Origin of the sequence: Micromonospora sp. NPDC048887, from assembly GCF_040649715.1 — a bacterium.
In the GTDB taxonomy this organism is placed as follows: Bacteria; Actinomycetota; Actinomycetes; order Mycobacteriales; family Micromonosporaceae; genus Micromonospora.
The window spans coordinates 186,868-213,533 of sequence record NZ_JBEZGA010000006.1; the positions used below are offsets into that span (position 1 = coordinate 186,868).

General features: G+C 74.7%; 30 protein-coding genes and 1 pseudogene. 18 read left to right on the top strand and 13 right to left on the bottom strand.

Annotated features, from left to right (window positions below):
• Window positions 1–60: 60 nt before the first annotated feature.
• Genes AB0C17_RS12700 through AB0C17_RS12715 form a run of 4 tightly spaced genes read left to right on the top strand, consistent with a single transcriptional unit; the run spans window position 61 to window position 2,954 of the window.
• Window positions 61–402 (top strand): MazG-like family protein, encoded by a 342-nt coding sequence (locus AB0C17_RS12700; protein ID WP_357384052.1) that lies wholly within the window; start codon window positions 61–63, stop codon window positions 400–402.
• 30 nt (window positions 403–432) lie between these two features.
• Entirely contained in the window at window positions 433–1,266 is an 834-nt protein-coding gene (locus AB0C17_RS12705; protein ID WP_357384054.1) for a hypothetical protein, read from the top strand.
• 16 nt (window positions 1,267–1,282) lie between these two features.
• Entirely contained in the window at window positions 1,283–2,254 is a 972-nt protein-coding gene (locus AB0C17_RS12710; protein ID WP_357384056.1) for a pirin family protein, read from the top strand.
• 31 nt (window positions 2,255–2,285) lie between these two features.
• Window positions 2,286–2,954, top strand: coding sequence for a hypothetical protein (locus AB0C17_RS12715; protein ID WP_357478442.1), 669 nt, complete (start codon window positions 2,286–2,288; stop codon window positions 2,952–2,954).
• A gap of 317 nt (window positions 2,955–3,271) precedes the next feature.
• Here AB0C17_RS12715 and AB0C17_RS12720 read toward each other — a convergent pair whose 3' ends face one another.
• Complete coding sequence (locus AB0C17_RS12720) at window positions 3,272–3,541, bottom strand: DUF2795 domain-containing protein (RefSeq protein ID WP_030502657.1); 270 nt, start codon at window positions 3,539–3,541, stop codon at window positions 3,272–3,274.
• Between the two features lie 154 nt (window positions 3,542–3,695).
• Here AB0C17_RS12720 and AB0C17_RS12725 point away from each other — a divergent pair, with 154 nt between their 5' ends.
• On the top strand, window positions 3,696–4,103 hold the full coding sequence (locus AB0C17_RS12725) for a DUF2267 domain-containing protein (RefSeq protein WP_357384060.1): 408 nt from the start codon (window positions 3,696–3,698) through the stop codon (window positions 4,101–4,103).
• 15 nt (window positions 4,104–4,118) lie between these two features.
• On the opposite strand, the gene AB0C17_RS12730 is transcribed toward AB0C17_RS12725, so the two are convergent.
• A complete protein-coding gene (locus tag AB0C17_RS12730) occupies window positions 4,119–5,282 on the bottom strand; it encodes a CaiB/BaiF CoA-transferase family protein (RefSeq protein ID WP_357470932.1) in 1,164 nt (387 codons plus the stop codon).
• Window positions 5,283–5,523: 241 nt separating this feature from the next.
• On the opposite strand from AB0C17_RS12730, the gene AB0C17_RS12735 reads away from it, so the two are divergent.
• The 4 genes and pseudogenes from AB0C17_RS12735 to AB0C17_RS12750 all read left to right on the top strand — a co-directional run.
• Entirely contained in the window at window positions 5,524–6,558 is a 1,035-nt protein-coding gene (locus AB0C17_RS12735) for a TerC/Alx family metal homeostasis membrane protein (RefSeq protein ID WP_357384064.1), read from the top strand.
• Between the two features lie 44 nt (window positions 6,559–6,602).
• Window positions 6,603–7,202, top strand: coding sequence for a sulfite oxidase-like oxidoreductase (locus AB0C17_RS12740; protein WP_357470928.1), 600 nt, complete (start codon window positions 6,603–6,605; stop codon window positions 7,200–7,202).
• 40 nt (window positions 7,203–7,242) lie between these two features.
• Window positions 7,243–7,962 (top strand): ferredoxin reductase, encoded by a 720-nt coding sequence (locus tag AB0C17_RS12745; protein ID WP_357478521.1) that lies wholly within the window; start codon window positions 7,243–7,245, stop codon window positions 7,960–7,962.
• 47 nt (window positions 7,963–8,009) lie between these two features.
• A pseudogene (locus tag AB0C17_RS12750) lies at window positions 8,010–8,180 on the top strand (DUF6510 family protein); the annotation flags it as partial.
• Here AB0C17_RS12750 and AB0C17_RS12755 read toward each other — a convergent pair.
• Together AB0C17_RS12755 and AB0C17_RS12760 are read right to left on the bottom strand one after the other, a co-directional pair.
• Window positions 8,106–9,905: a glycosyltransferase gene (locus AB0C17_RS12755; RefSeq protein ID WP_357478445.1), complete on the bottom strand. Its 1,800-nt coding sequence runs from the start codon at window positions 9,903–9,905 to the stop codon at window positions 8,106–8,108. The pseudogene AB0C17_RS12750 and the gene AB0C17_RS12755 sit on opposite strands and share 75 nt — an antisense overlap.
• A gap of 179 nt (window positions 9,906–10,084) precedes the next feature.
• Entirely contained in the window at window positions 10,085–10,738 is a 654-nt protein-coding gene (locus AB0C17_RS12760) for a C39 family peptidase (protein WP_357470926.1), read from the bottom strand.
• A gap of 724 nt (window positions 10,739–11,462) precedes the next feature.
• Here AB0C17_RS12760 and AB0C17_RS12765 point away from each other — a divergent pair.
• Entirely contained in the window at window positions 11,463–12,008 is a 546-nt protein-coding gene (locus tag AB0C17_RS12765) for a GNAT family protein (RefSeq protein ID WP_357478448.1), read from the top strand.
• 108 nt (window positions 12,009–12,116) lie between these two features.
• On the opposite strand, the gene AB0C17_RS12770 is transcribed toward AB0C17_RS12765, so the two are convergent.
• A complete protein-coding gene (locus AB0C17_RS12770; protein WP_357473949.1) occupies window positions 12,117–12,710 on the bottom strand; it encodes a hypothetical protein in 594 nt (197 codons plus the stop codon).
• 100 nt (window positions 12,711–12,810) lie between these two features.
• On the opposite strand from AB0C17_RS12770, the gene AB0C17_RS12775 reads away from it, so the two are divergent.
• Window positions 12,811–14,109 (top strand): NAD(P)/FAD-dependent oxidoreductase, encoded by a 1,299-nt coding sequence (locus AB0C17_RS12775; RefSeq protein ID WP_357384074.1) that lies wholly within the window; start codon window positions 12,811–12,813, stop codon window positions 14,107–14,109.
• A 25-nt stretch (window positions 14,110–14,134) separates the two neighbouring features.
• Here AB0C17_RS12775 and AB0C17_RS12780 read toward each other — a convergent pair whose 3' ends face one another.
• From AB0C17_RS12780 to AB0C17_RS12790, 3 genes are all read right to left on the bottom strand, one after another.
• Window positions 14,135–15,259, bottom strand: a complete 1,125-nt coding sequence (locus AB0C17_RS12780; RefSeq protein ID WP_357384076.1) for an AI-2E family transporter — start codon at window positions 15,257–15,259, stop codon at window positions 14,135–14,137.
• Window positions 15,260–15,297: 38 nt separating this feature from the next.
• Window positions 15,298–16,086: a fused MFS/spermidine synthase gene (locus AB0C17_RS12785; protein WP_357384078.1), complete on the bottom strand. Its 789-nt coding sequence runs from the start codon at window positions 16,084–16,086 to the stop codon at window positions 15,298–15,300.
• A 71-nt stretch (window positions 16,087–16,157) separates the two neighbouring features.
• Window positions 16,158–17,129, bottom strand: coding sequence for a DUF2267 domain-containing protein (locus AB0C17_RS12790; protein WP_357384080.1), 972 nt, complete (start codon window positions 17,127–17,129; stop codon window positions 16,158–16,160).
• A gap of 183 nt (window positions 17,130–17,312) precedes the next feature.
• Here AB0C17_RS12790 and AB0C17_RS12795 point away from each other — a divergent pair, with 183 nt between their 5' ends.
• Window positions 17,313–17,606, top strand: a complete 294-nt coding sequence (locus AB0C17_RS12795; protein WP_357384082.1) for a hypothetical protein — start codon at window positions 17,313–17,315, stop codon at window positions 17,604–17,606.
• An 82-nt stretch (window positions 17,607–17,688) separates the two neighbouring features.
• Here AB0C17_RS12795 and AB0C17_RS12800 read toward each other — a convergent pair whose 3' ends face one another.
• Together AB0C17_RS12800 and AB0C17_RS12805 are read right to left on the bottom strand one after the other, a co-directional pair.
• Window positions 17,689–18,036, bottom strand: coding sequence for an STAS domain-containing protein (locus AB0C17_RS12800; RefSeq protein ID WP_357384084.1), 348 nt, complete (start codon window positions 18,034–18,036; stop codon window positions 17,689–17,691).
• A 43-nt stretch (window positions 18,037–18,079) separates the two neighbouring features.
• Window positions 18,080–18,424: an STAS domain-containing protein gene (locus AB0C17_RS12805; RefSeq protein ID WP_357384086.1), complete on the bottom strand. Its 345-nt coding sequence runs from the start codon at window positions 18,422–18,424 to the stop codon at window positions 18,080–18,082.
• Between the two features lie 253 nt (window positions 18,425–18,677).
• Here AB0C17_RS12805 and AB0C17_RS12810 point away from each other — a divergent pair, with 253 nt between their 5' ends.
• From AB0C17_RS12810 to AB0C17_RS12830, 5 genes are all read left to right on the top strand, one after another.
• Window positions 18,678–20,438 (top strand): PP2C family protein-serine/threonine phosphatase, encoded by a 1,761-nt coding sequence (locus AB0C17_RS12810; protein WP_357384088.1) that lies wholly within the window; start codon window positions 18,678–18,680, stop codon window positions 20,436–20,438.
• Window positions 20,435–21,481: a cobalamin-dependent protein gene (locus tag AB0C17_RS12815; protein ID WP_357384090.1), complete on the top strand. Its 1,047-nt coding sequence runs from the start codon at window positions 20,435–20,437 to the stop codon at window positions 21,479–21,481. Before AB0C17_RS12810 ends, AB0C17_RS12815 begins: the two co-directional genes overlap by 4 nt.
• Window positions 21,482–21,557: 76 nt before the next feature.
• Window positions 21,558–21,905, top strand: a complete 348-nt coding sequence (locus AB0C17_RS12820; protein WP_357384092.1) for an STAS domain-containing protein — start codon at window positions 21,558–21,560, stop codon at window positions 21,903–21,905.
• Window positions 21,906–21,975: 70 nt separating this feature from the next.
• On the top strand, window positions 21,976–22,422 hold the full coding sequence (locus AB0C17_RS12825) for a response regulator (protein WP_357384094.1): 447 nt from the start codon (window positions 21,976–21,978) through the stop codon (window positions 22,420–22,422).
• Between the two features lie 117 nt (window positions 22,423–22,539).
• Entirely contained in the window at window positions 22,540–23,025 is a 486-nt protein-coding gene (locus AB0C17_RS12830; protein WP_357473944.1) for an ATPase, read from the top strand.
• Window positions 23,026–23,031: 6 nt separating this feature from the next.
• Here the strand turns inward: AB0C17_RS12830 and AB0C17_RS12835 are convergent, their stop codons facing one another.
• Window positions 23,032–23,778, bottom strand: coding sequence for a hypothetical protein (locus AB0C17_RS12835; RefSeq protein WP_357384098.1), 747 nt, complete (start codon window positions 23,776–23,778; stop codon window positions 23,032–23,034).
• 450 nt (window positions 23,779–24,228) lie between these two features.
• Here AB0C17_RS12835 and AB0C17_RS12840 point away from each other — a divergent pair, with 450 nt between their 5' ends.
• Complete coding sequence (locus tag AB0C17_RS12840; RefSeq protein ID WP_357473941.1) at window positions 24,229–25,167, top strand: endonuclease/exonuclease/phosphatase family protein; 939 nt, start codon at window positions 24,229–24,231, stop codon at window positions 25,165–25,167.
• Window positions 25,168–25,171: 4 nt separating this feature from the next.
• Here AB0C17_RS12840 and AB0C17_RS12845 read toward each other — a convergent pair whose 3' ends face one another.
• Together AB0C17_RS12845 and AB0C17_RS12850 are read right to left on the bottom strand one after the other, a co-directional pair.
• Window positions 25,172–25,600 (bottom strand): OsmC family protein, encoded by a 429-nt coding sequence (locus tag AB0C17_RS12845; protein ID WP_174531207.1) that lies wholly within the window; start codon window positions 25,598–25,600, stop codon window positions 25,172–25,174.
• Window positions 25,601–25,680: 80 nt separating this feature from the next.
• A complete protein-coding gene (locus AB0C17_RS12850; RefSeq protein WP_357478452.1) occupies window positions 25,681–26,628 on the bottom strand; it encodes a serine/threonine-protein kinase in 948 nt (315 codons plus the stop codon).
• Window positions 26,629–26,666: the final 38 nt, after the last annotated feature.

Genomic DNA, 26,666 nt, shown 5'->3' on the forward strand with positions numbered 1-26,666 from the left:
CCTCTGGCCTGCGTCGCCCCAGGATACGAACGGTCTGCGGGGTGCGGTTCACTGGTCCGCGTGGACGCCACCATCTGGACGACGGCGCGGGACGCGCGCGCCTGGCTCGACGCCGCGAACGGCCGCGGCGACACCGAACTGACCTGCCGCATCCTCAAGATCGGTGAGGAGGCCGGCGAGGTCGCCGCAGCCTGGATCGGGCTGCTCGGGCAGAACCCGCGCAAGGGGGTGACGCACACCCGCGAGGACGTCGCCGCCGAGCTGGCCGACGTGGCGTTCACCGCGCTCGTCGCGATCGAGAGTCTCGGTCTGGACGCGCACGCCGTGCTGGCCGCGTGTGCCGGCAAGGTGCGGGAACGCACCGGAGTGGGAATGAACCGGGACGCCGAACCAGACGTATGACCCGGTGGGGACCGGCGAGAGGGGACGAGCATGACCGCATCCGAGGACGACCCCGACCTGGCCCGGCCCCGCTGGTCCGGTGGCGCCCGGCTGCTGGCCGCCGCCGCCGTGCTGGTGGTGGTGCTCGGCGCGGTGGCGGTCGCGGTGACGCTGTCCAACCCGGGCCGCCTCGGCGTGGTCTTCTCCGGCGGCGAGCCGTCGCCCCTTCCCGGGCGCGGCGGATCCGGCGGGGCGGGCGCCGCCGAGGTGGCCGGCGCCGAGACCCTCGCCGCGCCGCGCGGTGGCCGGCAGCTCGCCCAGTTCGAGCTGGTGGACGGGCTGACCCGGTTCACGCTGCGCGCCGCCGACCTCGGCGACGACCTGTACCGGATCGGCACGCCGGACGGTTCGGGTGTGACGCCGCGCCCGCAACTGGCCGGCGATCGGGTCCGGCTGCGGATCGAGGAGAACGGCCGCCCCGGTCCGGCCGCGGTCGAGGTGGTGCTCAACTCCCGGGTCACCTGGCGGCTGCGGCTGATCGGCGGCGTCAGCGAGCAGCGGCTCGACCTGGGCGAGGCCCGGCTCGCCGGAGTAGACCTGGTCGGCGGCGCCTCGCGTACCCGGCTGCTGCTGCCCCGGCTCGACGGCTCCCTCACCGTCCGGATGACCGGCGGGGTCAGCGAACTCACTGTGACGGTGCCCGGCGAGCCGCCGGCCCGGGTGCGGGTGGCCTCCGGCGCCGGCTCCCTGACCCTGTACGACGAGCGTCGCGGCGGGATCGCCGCCGGCGACCTGGTCAGCTCGCCGGGCTGGGACCGGGCCACCGACCGGCTCTACCTCGACCTGGTGGGCGGCGCGAACGCGGTGAGCGTCAGCGCGGACTGAGCGTACAGTCGGGGCGGTGGACCGTACCGAATCCCTGCCCGCGCAGACGCTCCCACCCGGCGTCGGCCCGACCGACCCGGGCAGCGTGCTGCTACCGGGCCACGACGTGCCGCTGGGTCGCTACACCACGGTGCGGCGGCTGCTGCCGCAGCGGCAGCGCCGGATGGTCGGCGCCTGGTGCTTCGTCGACCACTTCGGGCCCGACGACGTGGCCGACCGGCCCGGCATGGAGGTGCCACCGCACCCGCACACCGGCCTCCAGACCGTCACCTGGCTGCTCGACGGGGAGATCCTGCACCGCGACAGCCTCGGCAACGTGCAGCCCATCCGTCCCGGCCAGCTCAACGTGATGACCTCCGGGCGCGGCATCGCCCACTCCGAGCGGTCCCCGCTGGTGCACCCGCCGCTGATGCACGGCGTGCAGCTCTGGGTGGCACTGCCCGACCCGGCCCGGGCCGGCGACCCGGCCTTCGCCCACCACGCCGACCTGCCCCGCTGGCGCGACGGCGACCTGGACGTGACGCTGCTCGTCGGCGACCTCGGCGGGGAACGCTCGCCCGCGCTCGTGCACACCCCGCTGGTCGGCGCGCAGCTCGAGGTCCGCGGCACGGCGCCGGCCACGCTGCCGCTGCGTCCGGACTTCGAGTACGGGCTGCTGGCCATGTCCGGCGCCGCCGAGTGCGACGGCGTGGCGCTGGCCCCCGGCGCGCTGCTCTACCTGGGCCTCGGGCGGGACGCGCTGACGCTGGTCGCCGAGCCGGGCACCCGGCTGCTGCTGCTCGGCGGCACCCCGTTCGAGGAGCCACTGGTGATGTGGTGGAACTTCGTCGGCCGCTCGCACGAGGAGGTGGCGGCCGCCCGGGAGGACTGGATGGCCGGCCGCCGCTTCGGCGTGGTCGCCGACGACGCGGCCCCGCCGCTGCCCGCGCCAGCGCTGCCCACCACCCGGCTCAAGGCCCGCGACCGCAGCGGTGGCGTACGCGGCTGAATGCCGGGCCCGCACCGGGGTAGTCGGCGGCATGCCGACAACCACCACCAGGCCCGGCCTCGCGGACCGCAAGCGCCTCGCCCGCCGGCTCGCCGGGGACGGCCGAGGGTTCGCCGAGTGCTTCGGGTTCCGGGTGACGAACAACCCGGCCCAGTTGTTCCAGGTGCTGTACCTGGCCGTCCTGCTGGCCCGCCGGGGTGACTTCCACCGGGCGGTCGACGCGGCCACCGCGCTGCGCGACGCCGGCTGGGACACCGCCGCCCGGATGGCCCGCTCCCGGCACGAGGACCGGGTACGCGTGCTGCGCGCCGCCGGGCTGCGCGGTGACCTGGCCGGGATCGCCGACACGCTCGGCGACCTGGCCCGCACGATCGTCGAGTCGTACCGGGGCGACCTGCGCCGGCTGCGGACCGCGGCGCACCAGGACCCGGGCGAGGAACGGCGGTTGCTCATCGCTCTGCCCGGAGTGGACGACGAGGTGTGCGACCTGTTCCTGCGGGAGGCGCAGGCGCTGTGGCGCGAGGCGGCGCCGGTGGCCGACCGGCGGGCGCTCGCGGCGGCCCGGCGGCTCGGGCTGGGACGCACCGCACACGACCTCGCCGGACTGACCGGCAGTGGCGAGTCGGAGCAACTGTCGTGGCTGGTCGGAGCGCTGGCGCGAGTGGACCTCGAGCGGCGCTACGCCGAGGTGACCGCCTGAGCGCGTACGTGCGCCCGGACACACTTCCGCGATTCTCACCCGTTCGGCTGATGCCGCGTCGTATGATGATCGTGGCAGCGATGCCCGCCCGGTTCGGGCGAACATCTCACCGCCGCGCGGTCGCGACCCGGTTCGGGCGTGAACCGCGCAGGGCAGGTGCTGCGTGGCGCCCCAGGTCGCGGTTCGCGACCCGGGGCGCTCGCCTGTCCGGGGCACGCGGACCAGCCACAGGGGAACGGCCACCTGCGACTGTCGCACGTCGTCCCCGGCACGCGCAGAGGCCGGCGGCCGTGTCGCCGCCGGCTCTCCCGCGGTGCTCAGATGCCGCGCAGATGCTGCGACACGCGCGGGTGGTTGTCCCGGGCCTGCGCCGCGCGCTGCGAGCGGCTCACCTCGGGGGCCGCGTCGATGCCGGCCGAGCGGGCCACCTCGGTGCCGTTGGCGTAGTCCACCGGGGGCAGCGCGCGCAACGCCCGCAACACGTCCGGCGGCGCGCCCTCCCGCTCCGCCTCGCGGATGACGTCGTCCTTCCCGGCCGGGTAGTCCAGCGCGGACAGGTACTCCAGGACATCCGAGTAACTCGCCATGGGTCGGGCTCCTCGCGGCAGTAGTTCGGGTCGTGACCGGGCGGCGGTTACCCGTCGCGCCGCTGCTCACGCCCGCGAACACGGAAATCCCGCCCCCCGTTTCCGCCGCGCCGTCGCGGGTAGCCGCGGTGGCGCACCGAAGGGGGTACCACCGATGCACTACCTGACCTTCGTGAGCCGGGTCGCCCGGCTCACCGGCACCGGCGAGGACCGGGCCGCCACGCTCACCGCGGCCACGCTTCAGACGTTCGCGGAGCGGCTGACCGGTGGCGAGGTGCTGGACCTGGCCGCGCAACTGCCGAAGCCGCTGCGGGGGTTGCTCAGCCCCTATCCGCGTGACGAGGCGGCCGAACGGTTCGGCGCGGCCGAGTTCGTGGCCCGGGTCGCCCGCCGCGCCGGATGCGACGAGAACACCGCCCGGGGCGCGGTACGCGCCGTGTTCGTCACGTTGCGCGAGGCGATCAGCGGCGGCGAGTTCCAGGACGTCGTGGTGCAGTTCCCCCGCGACTACCGCGAACTGGTGGAACCGGCACTCGCCCCGGCCGCCACGCACCGGCGCTGACCCGGCCGGTAGGCGTCAGCCGATCACACCGGCGGCGCGCAGCGCGGTGATCCGGTCGGCCGCCATGCCGGCGGCCTCGGCGAGGACCTCGTCGGTGTGCTCGCCCGGCGTCGGCGGCGGCCGCCGCACGCCGGTAGGGGTGGCCGAGAAGCGCGGCGCGGGCGCGGGCTGGGTGACCCCGTCCGGCGCGACGAACGTGTCCCGGGCGCGCAGGTGCGGGTGCTCCGGCGCCTCGGCCCAGTCGAGCACCGGCGCCACGCAGGCGTCCGTGCCGGCGAGCAGCTCCGTCCACTCGTCCCGGGTCCGGGTGCGGAACAGCCGCGCCCAGGCGGCCCGTAACGCCGGCCAGTTCGCCGGGTCGTCCCGGTCCGGCGTGTCGTCGCCGTCGGGCGGGAAACCGGTGAGCCGGACCAGTTCGGCGTAGAACTGCGGCTCCAGCGAGCCCACCGCCACGTAGCGCCCGTCGGCGCACTCGTACGTGTCGTAGAAGGGCGCGCCGCCGTCGAGCAGGTTCACCCCGCGCGGGTCCTGCCACAGCCCGATGCCGCGCAGCGCGTGGATCTGGGTCGCCAGCACCGACACGCCGTCCACGATCGCGGCGTCGACCACCTGGCCGGGCCCGTCGGCGCGCACCGCGTGCAGCGCCGCCACCACCCCGAGGGCCAGCATCATGCCGCCGCCGCCGAAGTCGCCGAGCAGGTTCATCGGTGGCACCGGACGCTCACCGGCCCGGCCAACCCCGTGCAGCGCGCCGGTCAGCGCCAGGTAGTCGATGTCGTGCCCGGCGCTGTGGGCGAGCGGGCCCTCCTGCCCCCAGCCGGTCATCCGCCCGTACACCAGCTTGGGGCTGACGGCGAAACAGTCGTCCGGGCCGATGCCGAGCCGCTCGGCCACCCCCGGCCGGAAGCCCTCCACCAGCGCGTCCGCGCCGGCGACGAGCGCCAGCACGAGGTCACGGCCCGCGGGCTGCTTCAGGTCCACGGCGATCGAGCGGCGGTTGCGGTTCAGCAGGTCGCCGGGAAAGGCGCCGAACCCGCCGCCGCCGAGCCGGTCGACGCGTATCACGTCGGCGCCGAGGTCGGCCAGCATCATCGCCGCGAACGGCACGGGGCCGATGCCGGCCAGCTCGATCACCCGTACGCCGGTCAGTGGTCCGTGGTTCGTCACCCGCGTCACCATAGGGGCCCGGGTGACCCGGCGCCACGCCTCGCCGCCGCACAACGGTTGACCAGGGCAATCAACCCTGTCCCGACTTGGCGTCCGGTCCGGCGGTGACCTAGCCTTGTCCAGGCGAGGGGAGTACTTCCCACGAATCATTCCGGTCAGTACGGCAAGCCGCCGAGGCGAGCCCCGGGTGGTTGCCCACGGAAAACGTGGGTGAAGGAGACCTCGAACATGACACGGTGTTCGAGGAGGTTCCATGCCCGAATTGTCCCCGCTGGCTGCGTCCGAGCTGTCGTCGATCGGCACGCCCACGCTGTGGGCGGTCACCATCGTCGGAGTGCTCGTCCTGCTGGTGCTCGACTTCCTGGTCACCCGCAAGCCGCACGAGGTCTCCATCCGTGAGGCCCTGGGCTGGTCGGCCTTCTACATCGCCCTGCCGCTGGCCTTCGGCGCCTGGGTCTGGTCCCGCTGGGGCAGCCAGCAGGGCATCGAGTACCTCACCGGTTACCTGGTCGAGAAGTCGCTGTCGGTCGACAACCTCTTCGTCTTCATGCTGCTGCTCGCCGCCTTCGCGGTGCCCTCGGTGCTGGCCCAGCGGGTGCTGCTCTACGGCATCGCGGGCGCCCTGGTGCTGCGCGGCGTGTTCATCGCGCTCGGCGCCGCCGCGCTCAAGACGCTCGACTTCGCCTTCCTGCTGTTCGCGCTCATCCTCGTCGCCACCGCGGTGAAGCTGCTGCGCGACGCCCTCACCGGGCACGAGCAGGAGGTCGACATCAACAAGATGCGGTCGGTGCGGCTCCTGCGCAAGGTCATGCCGGTGGTCGACGAGTACCACGGCACCCGGATGACCATCCGGCAGAACGGCCGGCGGGCGCTCACCCCGTTCGCGCTCGTCGTCGTCGCCGTGCTGGCCACCGACATCGTGTTCGCCGTCGACTCGGTACCCGCCGTCTACGGCATCACCGAGGACCCGTACCTGGTCTTCGCGACGAACGCCTTCGCGCTGCTGGGCCTGCGGGCGCTGTACTTCGTGCTGCACGCCGCGCTGAGCCGGCTGGTGCACCTCAGCTACGGCCTGGCCGTCATCCTGGCCTTCATCGGCCTCAAGCTCGGCCTGCACTGGGCGCACGGCATCTGGGAGAGCGTGCCGGAGATCCCGACGGTGGCCTCGCTCGGCGTGATCATCGGCGTCCTGGTGATCGTCACCATCACCAGCCTGCGGGCCACCCGCGACAGCGGCGACGGCAAGCGCACTGTGGTGCACGAGACCCGGGGCGGCGGCTCGGCCTGAGGGAACCCCTGCCCCGGCGGGACCGGCGGTGGTACGACTGACGGGTGGGAATCGTCTCGCCCGGCTTCCAGGGCCGGCCCCGTACGTCCGCTCCCGACCTGCCGCCGGGGCAGTACCTCACCGAGGACTTCCCGGTGCTCTCCGCCGGCCCGACCCCGCGTGTCCCGCTGGACACCTGGGAGTTCGTGCTGACCGGTGAGGACGGCGCGGAGTACCGCTGGTCCTGGGACGAACTGATGGGCCTGCCGCAGGACACCCCGACGGTGGACCTGCACTGCGTCACCCGCTGGTCCAAGCTCGGCACCACCTGGCAGGGCGTCTCCCTGGACACGCTGCTCGACGGCGTCGACACCGACGCCCGGTACGCGCTCGCGCACTCCTACGGCGGCTACACCACGAACCTGCCGCTGGACGACCTGCGCGGCGGGCGGGCCTGGGTGGTGCACACGTACGACGGCGGGCCGCTGCCGGCCGAACACGGCGGACCGGCGCGGCTGCTCGTACCGCACCTGTACCTGTGGAAGTCGGCGAAGTGGGTGCACGGCATCCGGCTGCTCGTCGACGACCGGCCCGGCTTCTGGGAGACCGCCGGCTACCACGACTACGGCGACCCGTGGCGCGAGCAGCGCTACCAGGGCGACTGAGGTGGCGGCACCGGCCGAGGGGCGCCGCGTCGCGCCGCTGATGTGGCGGGTGGCCCGGCTGGCCGAGCGGCGGATCGAGACGCCCACCGCGCAGACCCTGGTGCTGGACGTGCCCGGCTGGCCCGGACACCTGCCCGGGCAGCACGTCGACGTGCGCCTGACCGCCGAGGACGGCTACCAGGCCGCCCGCTCGTACTCGCTGGCCGGCCCCGCCGACGGCGAGCGGATCGAGGTGACGGTGCAGCGGGTGCCCGACGGCGAGGTGTCGCCGTACCTGACCGGCACCTACGCCGAGGGCGATCCGGTGGAGGTGCGCGGGCCGGTCGGCGGCTGGTTCGTCTGGCGTACCGACGACACCGCGCCGGTGCTGCTGGTGGCCGGCGGCTCCGGCGTGGTGCCGCTGATGGCGATGATCCGCGCGCGCCGGGCCGCCGGCAGCCGCACCCCGTTCCGGCTCGTCTACTCGGTGCGCACCCCCGACGACGTCATCTACGCCGACGAGTTGCGCCGCCGTGCCCGCGACGACCAGGGCCTGGACGTCGCGTACGTCTACACCCGGTCCGCGCCGCAGGGCTGGCGCGGCGAGCCGCACCGGATCGGCCTGGCCGACGTGAACAGCCACGGCTGGCCGCCCGAGCTGGAGCCGCTGTGCTACGTGTGCGGTCCCACCGGATTCGTGGAGACCGTGGCCGACCTGCTGGTGGGGCTGGGTCACCCGACCCGGCGCGTGCGGACCGAACGGTTCGGCCCGACCGGCTGAGCACCCGAGGAGGGCGTATGACAGACCTGTCGTACCTGGACGGCAACATGCTCGACGGGCCGTTGCGCGAGCTGTTCGCCGTCGACCTCAGCGCCACCACCGGCCGCTGCGACACCTGCGGGACGACCGGCCCGATGGCCGGGCTACACGTCTACTCGCACGCCCCGGGCCTGGTCGGGCGCTGTCCCGCCTGCGCCGGGGTGATGGTGCGGCTGGTCCGCGCGCCGCAGCGGGCCTGGCTGGACCTGCGTGGCACCACGTACCTCCAGGTGCCCATGCCGGCCGAGCAGGGCTTCCACGCCGCGCCCTGACGCCTGCGCCGCCGCGGCGCGCTCCGGCACCCGCGCCTCGGCCGGGCCGCGCCGGCCGCGCCGGCGCAGCCGTCCGACCAGCTGCCCGACCGTCACCGGCACCACCGACAGCACGAGCTGGCCGTTGCGCGGGTCGACTGTCGCGGCCACCCCGTACAGCCGGGCGCCGTGCCGCAGCAGCCGGGGCCGCCCGGCGGCGAGCCGAGGGGCGCGCACCGCGGCGCCGCCGCGCCCGTGACCGCCGTCCACCTCGGCGCGCACCGGGTGGCGCTGCCCGCTCGCGCAGCTCGCGGCCAGGAGCCGGTCGAGGGCGAAGTCCGTGCGCAGCGTGCGGCCGGTCGGGTCGCCGGCGTCCATCCTCGTGGCGCCCACGACCGGACCGGCCAGCAGCCGCACCGGCCCGGCCTCCGAGGCGAACCGGGGGTACGGGCTGCGCGTGGTCACCGTCAGCGTGTGCCGGTCGGTCCAGCCCACCTCGACGGTGTCCAGCCGGGCCAGCCAGTCCGCGCGCACGTCGGTGACGTCGGTCCACCGGGCCGGGGCGCCCGGGTAGCCCGCGTGCCACCGGTCACCGGCGAACACCGTCGTCGGCACGCCCCGCCCGGTGTCCTGCTCGATGACCGCCAGCAGGTCGTCGACCCCGCCCGCGGCCACCACGCCCAGGCGCAGCCGGGCCTCGACACCGAGCCGGTCCCGCAGGCCGTCGGTGACGTGCCGCCGCACCAGCCGGGCGACAGTGGCGTGTACCCGCTCCTGCGCGCCCCGGTCCAGGTGCCGGAAGTCGTCGCCGACGAGGTTCGCCAGTTCCAGCCCGGCGTGGCGGCGCAGTACCGCGTCCCGGCCCGCCCCGGCGGGGATCAGGTCGGCCACGTACGCGAACAGCCGCTCCACGCTGACCAGGCGCTGCTCCACCCGGCTGTGGTACGTGATGTTGCGGGCGTCCAGCCGTCGTACCGCGTGGTAGTAGTCGTAGTCGGCGAGCACCGAGATCCGCCGCGCGTGGTAGCAGGCGGCGAGCGTGAACGGCTGGTCGCTGAGGACCGGCATGTCCTCCGGGAAGCGCAGCCCGAGCCGGTCCACCAGGTCGCGCCGGAACAGCTTCGTGTTCGCCAGCGACCAGGGCAGCGCCGAGTCGAACAGGCTCACGTCCACCGCGTTGCCGCCGGCGAACACGTCGGAGAAGACGTGCCGGCCGTTGACCCCCACCACCTTGCCGACCACCACGTCCGAGCCGTACCGGTCGGCGGCGGCGAGCAGACGCTCCAGGGCCTCCGGGCCGAGCCGGTCGTCCGAGCCGAGGAAGAAGACGTACCGGCCGGTGGCCAGGTCCAGTCCCCGGTTGCAGGGCGCCGCCGGACCACCCGAGTTGGGCTGATGGACCACCCGTACCGTGCCGGGGTACTTCGCGGCGTACCGGTCCAGCAGGCGGCCACTGCCGTCGGTGGACCCGTCGTCCACCGCCACGATCTCCATCCGGTCCGGCCCGATGGTCTGCCGCAGCACCGAGTCGAGGCAGGACCGCAGGTAGCGCAGCGTGTTGTAGACGGGTACGACGACGCTCACGTCGGGGTGGCTCGTCGCGGGTGGGCGGTGCGTGGTGGGTGGGCGGTGCGTCGCCTCCTCGGCTGCCACAGCTGCTCCTTCACGGTCGCCCGGACGATCCGGCGCGACTCAGCGTGGTGGAGCGACCCGTCCGGGTGACGACACCGGCGTGACGGCGAGGTGACCGGCAGGCAGCCGTTGGATACGCGCGAAAGGGCCCGACCCCCGCGGTGGGGGTCGGGCCCTTTGTCGTTGTCGTTGTCATTCGGTCAGGAGCTGTAGCCGCGGCTGGCGATCCAGCGGGCGAGCTCGTCGACGTCCATTCGGTAGGAGGCCTGGTTCGGGTTGGCCGAGTCGGCGATCGTCACGACCTTGCCGTTGTCGCGGTAGCCGACGACGCTGATGTAGTGGCCGCCCTCGAAGGAGTGGGTGTTGCCGTCGGTGTCGGTGGCGGTGCCGGCGATGTTGGCGACCACGGCGCGGCCGTCGTCGACGGTCTTGACCACGTCGGCGCGCAGCTTGTCGACCTTGTCCCGGTCGCGGGCCTTGTCCACGGGGATCTCGGTGGACTTGTAGACGTCCTTACCGGTCTCCTTGTTCAGCACCGGGGTGATGTCGTTGATGGAGTTGGTGCCGGACTCGGTGGTGCCCATCTCCTTGGCCATGGCGTGCACGTCGATGTTCTTGCCCTGCACGCTCAGGGCGTTACGGGCGGCGGCGGGGCCGCAGAAGTAGAAGTTGGGCTGGGCTTCGTAGCGCACGTCCAGCTCCCGCTCGCCGTGGCCCTTGCGGTCGGCCACCACGGTGGTGGTGCTGGTGGTGGGGGCGGCGTGGGCGGCGATGGCGGGACCGGCGATGCCTCCAGCGGTGGCGGCGATACCGGCAGCGGTCAGAACGGTCTTGCGCAGCAGAGTGGTAGCCATGATGGTTGCCTCCCTGAAGTGGGGGATGACGCGGCGGGGGGTGCCGCGAAAGGGGGGAAAGTCTTCGGGGTGCCCGTCGAAGGGCTGGCACGCGGGCGCCCTGGAGGGGCCTGCTGTGCGCGGCTCGGGGATGTAACGACGACCGGCCCGGTGTCATTCCCGGCGGTGGTGACTCCGTCCGGGGCTGACGGCCCGAGGGCGTTGCCTGCTGTCCGCGGCTCGGGGATGTAACGACCGGCGGGCCGGGGCCATTCCCTGACCTGGCGATCCGCTCGACGCCTGGGTGGGCGTGTGCGCGGCGCTCGACCCGGTGCCTCGGCGGCCAGTCATGTACAACGCCCCGCGCCCGCCACCGATTCCAGCCTCACGATGGCACCGACCACAGCCCGTCAGGGCCACCGCAGCCGAACCGGACACCCGACCCGATACGGACCGACCTTCGCTGTTAGCCCGACAGGCCCGCGCGGACCTCGCAGACCTCGCCGAACGGGCGCTCGTAGACACGAACGGCAGGACCTGCTCCCAACAAGCGAGATCCGCAGGCCACATGACAGGAACTGACGAGATCTTGGTACGAAAGGGCCCCTATGGGGCCGTTTCCTACCAAGATCTGCGGGCTGGCTCCGGAGCGAGGCGGTCACGCGGTCGCGGTCCGCCGGAATGGGCGGCGGGTGGAGTGCATCCCGGGTGGGGCGGGACAGGGGCGGTGGCCGAGAGTGGAGCGGTGCGATATCTGCGCAGCGACGGCCGCGTCGCCATCCGCCGTCCCCGCACCGCCGACGAGGCGGAGTTCGTCGCCGCCGCCCGGCGCAGCCGCGACCTGCACCATCCGTGGCTGTCAGCGCCGGACGACGCGCAGATGTACGCGGCGTACCTGCGTAAGATCCGGCGGCGGGACAGCTCCGGGTTCCTGTTCTGCGACCGGGAGAGCGGCGAGATCGCCGGGTACGCGAACATCAGCGGCATCGTGCTGGGCGCGCTGCGCGGCGGCTACCTCGGGTACGCGGCGTTCCGCCCGTACGCCGGGACCGGGCACGCCTCGGCCGGGGTGCGGCTGGTGATCGGGTACGCGTTCGGGCCGCTGGGGCTGCACCGGCTGGAGGCGAACATCCAGCCCGGCAACGAGCCGTCGAAGCGGCTGGCGCGACGGCTCGGCTTCCGGCTGGAGGGGTTCTCCCCGGACTATCTGTTCATCGACGGCGCGTGGCGCGACCACGAACGCTGGGCGATCACCGCCCCGGACCGGGCGGACCCGGCGCCGGGACGGTGACCGAGCGGCCTCAGCTACCGGGCTTCGGGAAGGCGACCGGGCTGCGGTGCCCGGCCCGGTCGACCGCGCGTACGCCGAAGAACACGTTGTCCTTGGACAGGTCGATGGTCACCTCGGTGACGTCGCCGACCGGCAGCACCTTCTGCCGTCGGCGCCGGGTGCGTCGCTGACCGCGTCCATCACGTCGGTGGCACGGGAGTCGTAGTGGCCGGTGATGACGTACACCCGCTCTGGTGTGACGTCGCCGCGCAGGGTCGCCACCACGTTGGTGATGGTGGTCGGCTCGGGAATGCGGGAGGCGGGCTGCTGCACGTACGACTGGAGTTCGACAGTCATCCGGCCGCCGGACGCGGCCGCGTACCCGGACAGTTGGGCGTGGATCCAGTCGCGGGCGGCGCCGATGCCGCGTACCGGATCGGTCTGGCTGGACAGGGTGTGGCGGGTGCCGAACGCGGCGAGCCGGCGCACGACGGCCTCGATCCGGCGGCTGTCGATCTCGCGCAGCAGCGCGGTCAGCTCGCGGCCGGGGCGTTGCGGCCGGGCGGGGCGGCCCGGACCCGGGGGAGCGCCGGTCGCGGCGGCGGCCGGGGCGGCGGTGAGCGGGGTCGCGACGGCGGCGGCGGTGGCCGCCGCTGAGGCGGTGAGGAAGGTACGCCGGCTGGGCCTTGTGGGCCGGCCCTCGGCGGTCTCGTGGTTTCCCATCCCGGCATCCTCGCGCCGCTCGCGTGGAATGTCCATATAGCTGCCGATGGATGGATCATGGGCACGTTTGTCGCAGGTCTGCCCGGGAACCGCAGAAGGCATGACGAAACCACGTGTGGTGATCGTGGGGGCCGGGTTCGCCGGGTACCACGCGGCCAAGACGTTGCGCCGGCTGGCCCGCGACCGGGCCGAGATCGTCCTGCTGAACACGACCGACTACTTCCTCTACCTGCCGCTGCTGCCGGAGGTGGCGGCCGGCGTGGTGGAGCCGACCCGGATCGCCGTGCCGCTGGCCGGCACGCTCGACGGCGTTCGCGTGGTGGTCGGCGAGGCGGACCGGGTCGACCTGCAGAACCGGTGGGTCGGCTACCGCTCGGTCGAGGGCGAGCACGGGCAGCTCGCGTACGACCGTCTCGTGCTCAGCGTCGGCAGCGTCAACAAGCTGCTGCCCATCCCCGGCGTGACCGAGTACGCCCACGGCTTCCGTGGCCTGCCCGAGGCGCTGTTCCTGCACGACCACGTGGTCCGGCAGATCGAGCTGGCCGAGCTGACCGAGGACCCGGCCGAGCAGCGGGCCCGTGCCACGTTCGTGGTGGTCGGCGCCGGCTACACCGGTACGGAGGTGGCCGCGCACGGGCAGCTGTTCACCGACCGCCTGATGGCCCAGCGCCCGCACCTGAAGGTCCGGCCGCGCTGGATGCTGCTGGACGTGGCGCCCCGGGTGCTGCCCGAACTGGACCGGCGGATGTCCGTCACCGCCGACCGGGTGCTGCGCAAACGCGGTGTTGACGTGCGGATGGGCACCTCCGTCGCCGAGGCCACCCCGGACGGCGTGATGCTCACCGACGGCGAGTACGTCCCGACGTGCAGCCTCATCTGGTGCGTCGGCGTACGCCCCGACCCGTTCGTGGCCGAGCTGGGCCTGCGCACCGAGAAGGGCCGGCTGGTGGTCGACGAGTTCCTCAACGTCCCCGGCTACCCGGATGTGTTCGCCTGCGGCGACGCCGCCGCCGTGCCCGACCCGACCCGCCCCGGGCAGGTGTGCGCGATGACCGCGCAGCACGCCCAGCGGCAGGGCAAGCTGGCCGCGCACAACATCGCCGCCTCGTACGGCCAGGGCGAGCGCAAGTCGTACAAGCACCACGACCTGGGCTGGGTGGTGGACCTCGGCGGCAAGGACGCGGCGGCGAACCCGCTGAAGGTGCCGCTCGCAGGGCTGCCCGCCAAGGCCGTCACCCGGGGCTACCACCTGCTGGCCATGCCGGGCAACCGGCCCCGCGTCGCGGCGGACTGGGCGCTGGACGCGACGCTGCCCCGCCCCGCCGTGCAACTCGGCCTGGTGCCCGCGAACGCGGTGCCGCTGGAGAGCGAGTCACCGGAACTGGCCCGCCGCCACTGAGCGCCGCCCGTACGCCGGCCGGCTCTCACCCGCCGGCCGGCGGCCGTTCGGGTGTTCTGGCGCTACCGGCCGGACCTGTGTCGGGCGGCTCGGCCGGATCGCCGTCGGCGGGCTGCGGCAGGGCCTGCCGCCCGGCCGGGACGAACTCACGCAGCAGCACCTGGACGATGCCCGCCGCCGGGATCGCCAGCAGCGCGCCCACCAGGCCGGCCAGCTCGACCGACAGCAGGACGCTCACCAGCACCGTCAACGGGTTCAGCCGGACCGCGCGGGCCATGATGACCGGTTGCAGCAGATGGTTCTCCACCTGCTGGTAGACCACGAAGAAGACAAGCACCACGAGGCCGGCGGTGGGGGAGTGCAGGAACCCCGCGCCGGCCGCGACGGTCGCCCCGAGCGTGGCGCCGACCAGCGGGATCAGGTCGAACACGGCCACCGCCAGCGCGATCACCGCGGCGAACGGCACACCGAGCAGGAACAGCACGAGGAACGTCAGGCCGCCGCAGATCACGCTGATCAGCAGGTTGCCGCTCAGGTAGCCGGTGACGATCCGGGACGAGTCACGCCCGATGCGCCGCAGCCGCGCCGCTGTGCCGTCGCCTGTCAAGCGCAGTGTGGCGGCCACGATCCGCGGCGCCTCCAGGACCATCAGGTATGCCAGCACCACCACGGTGACCAGGGCGGCGACTGCCTGCACCACGCTGCGGACCACCCCCACCGTGGGGTCGCCGAGCCGGGCGCCGTACCGGCGCAGCCGGCCGGGTTCGGCGTACCGGAGCAGGTGGAAGCGGTCCAGCAGCCGCCCGACCGGCCCCTGCCCGGCCTGCGCCTCGCGCACCAGGTCCGGCACCCGGTCGGCGAAGCGGCCCACCTCGTCCACCAGCGGCACCACGATCAGCGCGCCGAGGGCGGCGAACAGCGCGAACGCGGCCAGGAAGACGAGCAGGGTCGCCAGCGCCCGGCGGCGTACCCGGCGTTCGAGACGGTCCACGAGCGGTTTGAGGGCGACCGCGAAGAACACCGCCACCAGCCCCCACACCAGCACCCGGCGGGTGGCCCAGACCAGCGCCAACGCGACCACCGTCGCGAGGACGAGACCGATCACGATCAGCGTCCGGCGCGCGGTGGACCGGTCGTCGGCGGCGCTCATCCGGCGCGGCTACCCGCCGCACCCCAGGGGAAACCGGCTCAGCCCAGGTCGGCGTCGGTGACCGGGTGGGCGCCGGCGGCGAACGCGTCGAGCGTCGCGGCGTGCAGCACGGTCCCGGGCACCGGGTCGGCGGCGACGCGGTTGGCGAGCCGGCGTACCGGGAGACGGTCCGGCGCGGGCGAGGCGGCGAGCACCACGTTGCCGTACCGCCGGCCGCGCAGCATCCGCCGGTCGGCGATGAGGCAGACGTCGGCGAACACCGCGCGCAGCGTGGCCACCTGCGCCCGGGTGTGCGCCAGCGGCGGCAGGTCGGTGAGGTTGATCAGGTAGAGGCCGTCCGGGCGCAGCACCCGGGCCACCTGCGCCGCGAACTCGACCGCCGCCACCTGAGGCGGCATCCGGGCCGCCCGGTAGACGTCGGCCACCACCACGTCGTACGTCCCGGACGGTGCCTCGGCGACCGCCTCCCGCGCGTCGCCGAGCGCCACCACCACCGCGGGCGGCAGGGGCGGCAGCTTACGCCGGACCAGCTCGACCACGCCCGGATCGCGCTCGATCACCCGCTGCGCCGAACCGGGCCGGGTGCTCGCCATCCAGCGCGGCAGCGTGAGCGCGCCGCCGCCGAGGTGCAGCGCGCACAGCGCCGCGCCACGCGGGGCGGCCACGTCGATCGCGGCGGCGATCCGCCGCACGTACTCGAAGTGCAGGTACCGGGCGTCGGCCACGTCGACGTACGACTGCTCGACCCCGTCGGCCAGCAGCGTGCGCCCGGACGGACGGGCCGGGTCCACCACGATCTCCAGGGTCTCGGTGTCGTCGTGATCCACGGCGGGACACGGTACCGCGCGGTCGCGGGCGGCCCCGGCCCGCGTGGGACCGGGGCCGTTCCGCCGCCGGCTCAGCCGGCCGCCATCCCGGCGCCGGCCTCGTCGATCGCCGCGTCCACCCGGTGCGCGAGGTCCACGTCCGCCGCGGTCACGCCGTCGACCTGCTGGGTCCGGACGGTCAGCACGGCGTTGTCCGGGTCCGGCCGCCCGATCTGCGGCGACCGTCCGACGTCGGACTTGAGCCGGTCCAGCCGGTCGAGGACCCGGTCCAGGTTGCCGCCGGGCAGCTCGATCGTGCGCACCAGCGACCGCCTGTCGCTGGACCAGTAGGGCAGCGTGGCGAGCGCGTCACGCAGCTCCGCCTCGGTCAGCGGCGCGGTGGCCGAGGACGCGCCCACCAGGCCGCCGCCGAAGTCGGTCGGCCCGAGCAGGTCGCGCAACCCGTCGGGTACGCGCAGCGACTCGACCAGTTCCGCGTCGGCCTCGGCGAGCGCGGCGAGCGTCGCCTCGGCCTGGTAGCGCGCCTGCTCCGGGGTGAGGCGGCTGTACCGGCCGACCTCGGCCAGGAAGCCGGGCAGGTCGCGGCGGCGTTCCATGCCGTGCACCGGCACCACGTCGTGCAGGGTCAGCGGCACCGCCTCCAGCAGCCGCTCCCGTTCCGCCTCGTCCAGCGCCCGCGCCAGGGCCAGCACGGTGGCCTCCGCCGCTACCTTGGCTTCGCGGAAGTCCACCCCGGCGCGCCGGCTCACGTCGTCGACGAGATCCCGGTAGCCCATCGAGACTCCGGGTGACGGCACCGGGTCCGGCAGCGGGCGCGGACGCTCCGCGACGGCGACCGGCGGCGGCGCGGGACCACCCCGGGTGCTGTCCGGCTTGTGCCGTCCGGCCGGCGGCGGGCCGGACCGGTCGTGCTGGTCCAGCGAGGTGACCTGCTTGGACGCGCTCAGGCTGGCGCCGGTCTGGCTCGGCCGCCGCCCTCGCTCGCGGGCCTCGCGGGCCAGGGTCCGGCGGCGCTGGTTGTCGCCCTCCATCTGCTTGCGCATCGTCGCACCTCGTTCCTGGGTCGGTTGCGCTTGCGCCGATCGCGTTCCCGGCGCTGGCGGGAAGGTAACGGCGGACCGCCCGGCGGACGCTTCACTCGCTGCGGGTGAGGAGTGCTCACCCTGGCGGGCGGCAGGCTCGGACGGACCGGACAACTTCCGACGCACGCGGAAGGGCAGGTCGACATGAAACGGATCGTGGAGATCGTCCCCGCCCGTCCCGGCTGGTACGCCCGCTGGCGGATCGGCCCGGACGCCACCCGCTCGTACCCGGTGACCCTGTGGGCGCTGCTGGAGCAGCACGACGGCAGCGGACGCGAGGTCGTCGGCGTCGACTGTGTCGGGCAGTGGCCCGGAGCGGACGACGACGACATGAGCGGGGACTTCGTCCGTTATCTGTTCCAGACGCCCGATTCCGGTGCTCCGGAGGACGTCGAGGCGCCGGTCACGCCGCACCGGCAGGCCGCGCCCGCCGCCTGAGCCTTCCTCCCGGCCCCCGGCCCCTGGTCCCAGGGTCGGGGGCCACCCCTGTCCACCGGCTGGTCAGCCCGCTTCGCGGGGGTCAGCCGACCTCGCGGGCGCCGCGGGTCAGGTCGCGCGGCGGGGCGGCCAGCAACTCGGCCAGGCCGGTGCGGTCCAGCAGGTGCTTGATCTGCGGGTTCAGGTGCAGCAGGCGGATCGCCCCGGTGCCGGCGCGGTGGATCACCACGAGCGCGCTCAGGCCGGAGGAGTCGCAGAGGTCCACCCCGGCGAAGTCGAGTTCCAACTCCTGGTGACCCTCGCGGCGCAGGTGGGCCACGGCGTCGACGAGCTCGGGCGCGGTGTCGAAGTCCAGTTCCCCGGCCAGCCGCACCCGGGCGGAACCGGCGCCGAGCCGGTCCACCTCGATGGTCAACATCTGGGAGGGCACATGTCCATGTTCCCAGCCGGGCCCGGCCGGGAAACCCCCGGGGTCACGCGGACGCGGTCGATCCCGGCGCGGGACGGCCGGGCGCGTCGTCGACCGGCGAACGCTCGAGCAGGCCGGTGACGCCGGTCAGGTCGAGGATGGTCTCCAGGAAGCGCGGGACCGCACGCAGCTCGATGGCGGTGCCCGCCTGCTGGCCCTCCCGCCAGGCGTGCACGATCACGGACAGGCCGGTGCTGTCCATGAACTGCAGGTCGCCGAAGTCGAACACCAGCGTCGCGGGGCACCCGGCGAGCAGCCGGTCGATCTCGGCGCGCAGCGGGGCCGCCGTGGCGTACGCCAGGTCGCCGCCGACGACGACGACCGGGACGGCCGGGTCGGAGCGGTCCACGGAGACGCTCAGCGGGCTCGCCTCGGGCCTTCTCCGTTGAGGAACCACGTCACGCCTTTCCGCGGGCTGCCGGCCGGGCCGGGATTGACAGGATCGTAACAACAGCGGCCTCACCTCGCTGGACGCGCGAGCCGGCCGGCAGCGCCGCGGGGTGGCGGTCCCGGCACACCGGCGTAGGGTGGTCGGTGAGACGTGACCACAGGCGCCAGGTCCGGCGCCCCCGGGTGTCGACGAGGAGAGTGGGGCTCAGCTGGTGACTGCTGCCGACGTCAGGGGTGCCGACCCGGGCGACGGACGGATCTCCACGCCGAGCGCCGCACGGGCCCCGGCGTGGTCCTCCGCCGCGCCGGTGCCGTCCGCCCTGCCGCCGCTGGCAGCCGACCGCGACCTCACCGTGCCGAACTGGTCCGAGGTGGTCGAGCACTTCCGCGAGGGCCTTGTCGTCTGCGACGCCGACGGCGTCGTCCAGCACGTGAGCCCGGTCGCGGAGCGGCTGATCCCCGAGGTGACCCCCGGCGAGCTGCTGGCCGCCGCCGGGCCGGCCCCGCTGCGCGGCGACAGCCCGGCCGAGTTCACCCACCACGGGCGCCGGCTGCGCGTACGGCCGGTCGCGCTGTCCCACCGCCGCCGCTGCTGGTACGTCGACGACGTCACCGAGATCGTCAGCCGGGCCGACGCGCTGCTCGCCGAGCGGGCCCGATCCGCCTTCCTCGCCGTGGTCGGCGAGAAGCTCGGCAATCCGCTGCACCCGGATCGCGCCGCCGCCGCCGTGGTGCGCCTGGCGGTGCCCACCGCTGCCGACGTGGCGGTCCTCGTGCTCGCCCCGCGCTCCGGCCGGGCACGCTGGTGGCGGGCGGTACGCGCGGACGACCGGGCGCCGGTCGTGGACAGCGGGATGCTGGCCGCCCCGGCGCTTCCCGCGGCCATCGAGGCGGGCCTGGCCGGCACCGAGCCGCACGAGCTGGACTGGCTGGTCGAGCAGGCCGCCGAGGCGGGCTGGCTGCCCGGCCTGGACGCCTCCGGCGCCACCGCGCGGGTGGTGCCGCTGCCCGGCCGGGAGGCGCCGGCCGGTGCGCTGCTGGTGGTCCGGCGTGCCGACCGCTGGTACGACGAGGCCGACGTGGACCTGGTCCGCGCGTTCGCGGCCCGGGCCGGCGCGGCGCTGACCACCGCCATGCTCTACCGCGACCAGGCCGAGGTCGCCGACACGTTGCAGGCCAGCCTGCTGCCGGTCGAGCCGGCCGCCGCGACCGGCGTGCAGTGGGGCACCGCGTACCGGCCGGCGCAGGCGGGTCTGCGCATCGGCGGCGACTTCTACGGCTCGCACCGGCTCGCCGACGGCGGCTCGGTCTTCTTCCTCGGCGACGTGTCCGGCAAGGGCGTGGAGGCGGCCGTGTTCACCGGCCAGCTGCGTCAGTGCCTGCAGGCGCTGCACCGGGTCGAGACCCAGCCGGGGCGGCTGCTGAAGCTGCTCAACGACGCGCTGCTGGAGACCACGCAGGCGCACGGGCAGGGCCGGTTCGCCACCATGGTGCTCGGCGTGGCCCGGCCGCAACGCGACGGCGGCCTGACGCTCACCCTGGCCGGCGGCGGGCACCTGCCGCCGCTGGTGCTGCGGGAGTCCGGCGACGTCGAGGTGGTGCCGCTGCGCGGCATGCTGATCGGCGTGGTGCCCGATCCCCGCATCGGCGAGGTGACGGTGCACCTGGCGCCGGGGGAGACCTGCCTGTTCTACAGCGACGGGGTGACCGAGGCGCGCGGCGGCCGGCGCGGTGACGAGCAGTTCGGCGCCGAGCGGCTGCTCAACGCCGTGACCGGTTGCCACCGGATGCCCGCGCCGGCGCTCGCCGAGCGGATCGAGCAGGTGACCTGCGACTGGCTCGCGCACGGCGACCACGACGACATCGCGGTGCTGGCGCTGCGGGCCACCGGTCCGGCCGGTCGCGCGCCGCGACACCTGCACGCTGTGCCGGATCCGGCCGGGACCGAACGACCGAGGGAGTTGTCCGCGTGACAGTGCCGACCGTGGAGGCCGACCCGGGTCACGCCTTCGCCAGCTACCTGGAGTGCCTGGCCGACGCCGACGAGGCCGCCGCCGTGGCGGTGGCGCGTGGGCTGCTGGAGGCGGGCGTGCCGGCCGAGCGGGTGCTGCTGGACCTGGTCGCCCCGGCCCAGGCCGAGGTGGGTGAACGCTGGGCCCGCAACGAGTGGAGCGTCGCCCAGGAGCACGCCGCGACCCACATCAGCGAGCGGGTGGTGGCCGCGGTGGCCGCGTACGCCGATCCGCGCCCGACCCGGGGGCGGATCGTGATGGCCTGCATGGACGGGGAGTGGCACGCGTTGCCGGCCCGGCTGGTGGCCGAGGTGCTGCGGCTGCGCGGCTGGCAGGTGATCTTCCTGGGCGCCAGCGTCCCGGCCGCGCACCTGGTGTCCTACCTGCACCGCTACGACGCGGAGGCGGTCGCGCTGGCCTGCGCCCTGCCGATGCGGCTGCCGCACGCCCACCGGATGGTGGAGGCGTGCCGCCGCTCCGACGTGCCGGTGGTGGTCGGTGGCCGGGGCTTCGGCGACGACGGCCGCTGGGCGCGCGTGCTCGGTGTGCCCTGGGCGCCCGACGCGCCGGCCGCGGCGGATCTGGTGGCCGACGAGCGGGCGCTGCGCGAGACACCGCCCGCGCGGCTGGACCACCTGGCCGACGACGAGTACGCCAGCCTGGTCAAGCGGCGCGGCGAGCTGATCGACAGCGCCCTGGCCGATCTGCGGGAGCGGGTGCCGTCGACCGCCGACTACACCCCCGCGCAGCTCGACTCCACGATCAGCGACCTCGGCTACATCGTGGACTTCCTGGCCGCGGCGCTCTACGTGGACGACGCGACGCTGTTCACCGGCTTCGTCGAGTGGCTGGTGGAGATCCTGGTCAGCCGCGGGGTGCCGGCCGGCGCGGTGGGGTTGACGCTGGAGCACTATGGACACCAGCTTCGCGACTTCCCGCGCGCGGCCGCCTTCCTCGACCGGGGCCGGGCCCTGGTGGGCGGGTTGTCGGCGGCGGGCCGCTGACGGGCCCGCGGCTGGCCGTCGCATATACTTGCACCACTGCAAGGGTTCGCCTGCGGTGGGAGCGAGAGGGGCCACTGTGACGTTCACCGTCACGTACGCCCAGCGGGACGGGGGCGGCGCCCGCCTCCTGCTGGCCGGCGAACTCGATCTCAGCACGGCCGGCGAGCTGAACTCGACGATCGACCGGCTGGTCGCCGAGGGGCGGCGCGAGCTGCTGCTCGATCTCACCGGCCTGACGTTCTGCGACTCCACCGGCATCGCGGCGTTCGTCCGCGGGGACAACCTCGTCGCCGCCGACGGCGGCTGGCTGCGGCTCACCGGGGCGACCGGCCGGGTCGCCCGGGTGCTCCAGGTGACCGGGCTGGCCGAGGTGCTCCACCACGACCGCGACACGGTCGACCCGACCGCGTCGGCCGCCTCCTGATCCGGTACATTTCCCCGCCAGCAGCCGGCCGTGTGCCGGGCGCCCTCCTCACCACGAAGCAGGTAACCCGATGGGTCAGACCAGCCCCAGCCCCGTTCGCATCCTCGTGGTGGACGACGACCCGGGTGACGTCCTGATGATCGAGGAGGCGCTCGCCGACTCGGACGTCGACAAGGTCATCGACGTGGTCGCCGACGGCCAGGAGGCGATGGAGTTCCTCCGCCGCGAGGGCCGGCACGCCGAGGCGCAGCGCCCGGACGTGATCCTGCTCGACCTGAACATGCCCCGGATGGACGGGCGGCAGGTGCTCGGCGAGGTCAAGGGTGACGAGAGCCTGCGGACCATCCCGATCGTCGTGCTGACCACCTCCAACGCCGACACCGACGTGGTCAGCAGCTACACGTTGCAGGCGAACGCGTACGTGACGAAGCCGATCGACCTGGACGACTTCAACGACGTGGTGCGCCGGATCGACGAGTTCTTCGGCCGGGTGGTCGTGCTCCCGAAGCACCAGTAGGGGCGCGGAGTCCGGGCCCCCGCATCCTGAACATTTTGCGGGAACGGCCGCGCCGGGCGCGTACCGACCCGCAGGATCGGCAGGTGGGGGACGTACCGGCTGCCTGGGGGGCGACGCATGAGGTTCTCGGTGGTGGAGGCCGGCTACGACCGGCGGCAGGTCGACGCCTGCCTGGACGAGCTGAGCCTGCGGCTGGGACGGCTGGCGGCGCGAGCGGAGGGCGCCGCCGGGGCCGGCCGGGAGTGGGACCAGATCCGGTCGGACGCCCTGCACCTGTGCGACTTCCTGCACCGTCGTACCGCCCCGGTCGAGGAGGGCGCGTCGCGCCCCTCGCCGGCCGAACGGGAGGCCGCCGAGCTGCTGGCGGCGGCCCGCGCCGAGTTGGAGGCCGCCCGCGAGGAGGCCCGCCGGTTGCGGGAGGAGGCGTACGCCGAGGCGGTGCGCGCGCGCCGCGAGTTCGAGGCGGCCCTGCTGGCCCGCCGCCGCCGGGAGTCCCGGATCGACGAGATCCTGGCCGGTGCGCGGGGCGAGCGGGTGCCGGTGGACACCCCGGCCGCCGCGGCGAGCGTGCGGCCCGCCGGCACCGGGCGCAGCGCCGCCTGACCCGGGTCAGACCAGCGCCGCCACCACCGTCGAGGCGCGCTTCTCGTGCCGGGCGTACGCGTCCGGGTAGGCGGACACCTGCACCGCCTGGGCGGCGGCGGTGACGCTCATGTCCTCCCAGCCCGGCACCTCGCGAAGCGCGGCGTAGAAGGCGCGGGCGGCGTACGCCGGTCGCATGAGCTGGGCGACGGTGCCCCAGCCGCTGCTGGGCCGCTGCTGGAACAGCCCGACCGAGTCGTGGTCGGAGCCGCTGCCCTGGTGCGGGTGGTCGAAGGACTGCGGCAGCGCGTCGCTGGCCAGGTTGTAGAGGTCGCTCTCCTGCATGGCGGTGGCCACCGCCACGACCATGGCCCGGCGGGGCATCCTCATGTCCCGTCCCACGTCGACGATGGCCTTGGCGTTGTCCATCTGCCGCTGGTCCAGGCCGGCGACCGGGCGGGGGCGCTGCGCGCGTACCGGCTTCTGCGGCGGCTTCGTCGTCGCCGGGGCCGTGCTGGGCGTGGGAGCCGGCGGCGGCAGGGCCGCGGCGGCCGGTGGCGCGACCCGGGTGAAGTCGCGGGAGGCCCGCTGCTCGGCGGCGGCCCGGTCGGCGACCGCCTCGCGTACCTCCAGGTGCGCCGGGCCGCTCTCGCCGACGCCCGCCACGCCGATCAGGCCGAGGCAGCAGGTGACGCCGGTGGCCACCGCGACCCGGCCGGACACGGTCCGGGACGGGCCGCGCCGGGGCGGTTCCGGGGCACGGTGACGTCCCACCCGCCGTTCGGCTGATGCCGGGTCAATCGTTCGGCGAACCGGGCGGTTGGCGGGCGGCGGCTGATGATCGGACTCGTCGGGATGCACCCGCCGAGGCTAGAAAGCCTGCGGGCCGTTGCCATCGGGGTGATTGGTGGCATGCGCCACAATCCGCCGCATTGGCGGGCGACATTAGGTACTGCCGATCATGAGAAGCGCTAATGGTGCGTACCCGAAAGAATGCCTATGTCGGTTTCGGCAGTGCGAAACGGGCGTTCGGCGGCGCCGGTGGCGACTGACGCGCACCTCCACCGTTCGGCCGACGGTGCCGTGGTCGGCCGGCCCGCGCCCGCCGGCGGTCCGCCGACCCGCCGGATCGACCCCCGGCGATCCGGCGGCGCCCGCACCGGAGCCTCGTGGATCATGGCACGCCGCCGCGCGGCGTACCGGGCGCTCGCTACGATTCCGACGGTGACGCAGCGGATGGCCGACGAGCGCCCGCCCGGCCCCCGCAGCCGGCGCGGCGCCCTCGTCATCGCCTGCGCCGTGCTGCTCGCGCTGCTGCTGGCCGGGCACCGGGCGGTGCCGAACGTACACGGCCTGGGCAGCCTGGTGGACAGCGTCACCCCGCTGCTCGGCGTCGCCGTACCGCTGCTCGCGCTCGTGGCGCTGCTGCGCCGCTCCCGGGCGGCGTTGCTGGCGGTGCTGCTGCCGGCCCTGGTGTGGGCGGCGCTCTACGGGCGCGCGTGGCTGCCCCCGGCGGCCGCCGCGGACGGCGTCACGGTCCGGGTGGCCAGCCAGAACCTGCGTGCGGGCAACCCCGACCCGGCCGCCACGCTGGGCGCGCTCACCGGCGAGGCCCCGGACCTGATCGGGCTCCAGGAGGTCGCCGACGGCGACCGGGTGGCGTCGGCGCTGGCCGGGCGCTACCCGCACCGGGCGGTGGTGTCGACTGTCGCGCTGTGGAGCCGGTGGCCGATCCGTGAGGCGCACGGCGTGGACACCGGGCTGGGCTGGGACCGCGCGCTGCGGGCCGTGGTCGCCGGGCCCCGGGGCGACCTGACCGTGTACGTGGTCCACCTCGGGTCCGCGCGGGCCGGGCACACCGCCACCCGGGACCAGACCGTCGCCGCGCTCGCCGACGCGGTGCGCGCCGACCGGTCCGACCGGCTGGTGGTGCTCGGCGACCTGAACACCGCCACCACCGACCGGGTCTTCGACCCGCTGACCCGGCTGCTCGGCGACGCGCAGGCCGAGGCCGGGCAGGGATTCGGCTTCACCTGGCCGGCGGAACTGCCTGTCACCCGGCCGGACCACGTCCTCTACCGGGGGCTGACCCCGGCCACCGCCGGGGTGCTGCACACCCCGGCCAGCGACCACCGCGCGGTGACCGCCGGCTTCCGCTGGTGAGCGCTCAGTGCCGGCCGTTCTCCGCCGGGGTCACGGTGAGCCGGTGCCGGCTCGGGTCGCCGCTGGAGAAGGGCCAGAGCCGGTCGGCGTACGCGACCAGGTCGGCCAGCTGTTCGCGGGTCAGTCCCGCCGAGGAGATCTCGGCGTGCACGTCGGCCCGGTAGCGGCCGTCGTCGTCGCGGCCCAGCTTCGCCTCGGCGGTCACCTGCACGGTGTGCGCCTCGTCGGTGATCTCCCCGGCCGCCTCCACCGCCGCGTGGTGCAGGCAGGAGGCGAACGCCGCGGCCAGGAGCTGCTCCGGCGTCAGGCCGGTGCAGTGCGGCGCCAGCGGGGACGCCAGGGCGGAGGAGAGCCCGCCGTCATCGGTGCGTACGTGACCGCCCGCCGCGGTCGCCGTGGCCGTCTCGGCCAGCCAGGAACTCGGATCCGGCATCGCGTTCCTCCCGTCACTCACCGGCCCGCGTTCCCGGACCCGCGGCGGCGAAACCGTGCCCGGGCCGGCAGTAGGAGCGCTCAGCCGACCCGGCCGCTGGTCGCGGCGTCGACGGCCATCGCCTCGGTGGCCTCGGCGGCGGCCCGGCTGGTCCACGGCGACACCTGCGGGACGCGCTGCCGGGGCAGGATCGCCGTCATCGGCACGTAGACCCGGGCGTCCACGGCCTCGGCCAGCAGCAACGCGGCCATCGGGCTGGTCGGCCGGGCACCCGGGTCGGCGTCGAGGCAGCTCCGGCACAGCTCGGCCACCTCGCCCGGCAGGCCGGGCACGTCGGGCAGCGGGCGGGGCGGCCGGCGGCGGCGCGACCCGAGCAGCTGTGTGGTGCTGCCGGCCTCGTACGGCAGTTCACCGGTGAGGCAGTAGTACAGCAGCACGCCGAGGGCGTACATGTCCGCGGCCGGGGTGGCCGGCTGCCGGTCGAGCTGCTCCGGAGCCAGGTACGCGGGGGTGCCCACCACGACGCCGTCCGGGGTGTGGTCCGGTGCGCCGGCCGGGGTGGCGATGCCGAAGTCGAGCACCTTCACCCCGCACGGGGTGAGGATCACGTTCGCGGGCTTCACGTCCCGGTGCACGATGCCGTGGGCGTGCGCGGCGGCCAGCGCGGCGCACACCTCGGCGCAGACCCGTACCGCGATGCGCCAGTCCAGCGGCCCGCCACGCAGGTGCGCGGCGAGGGTCTCGCCCTCGGCCAGCTCCATCACGATGTACGGCACCGGCCGCCCGTCCGGCAGCGTCGCGGTGCCGAAGTCGTGCACGCTGGCCACGTTCGGGTGCACCAGCCGCGCCGCCGAACGCGCCTCGGCCCGGATCCGGTCCACCGAGCCGGCGTCGCCGTCCAGCGCGGGGGAGATGAGCTTCACCGCGACGGTACGGTCCAGCACGCGGTCGTGCGCGCGCCACACCTCCGACATGCCACCCAGGCCGGCTCGCTGTTCGAGCTCGTACCGCCCGCCCAGCGTCCTCATCGCCCACTCCTCGCCTCGTCCGGTGTGCCCTCCGGTCC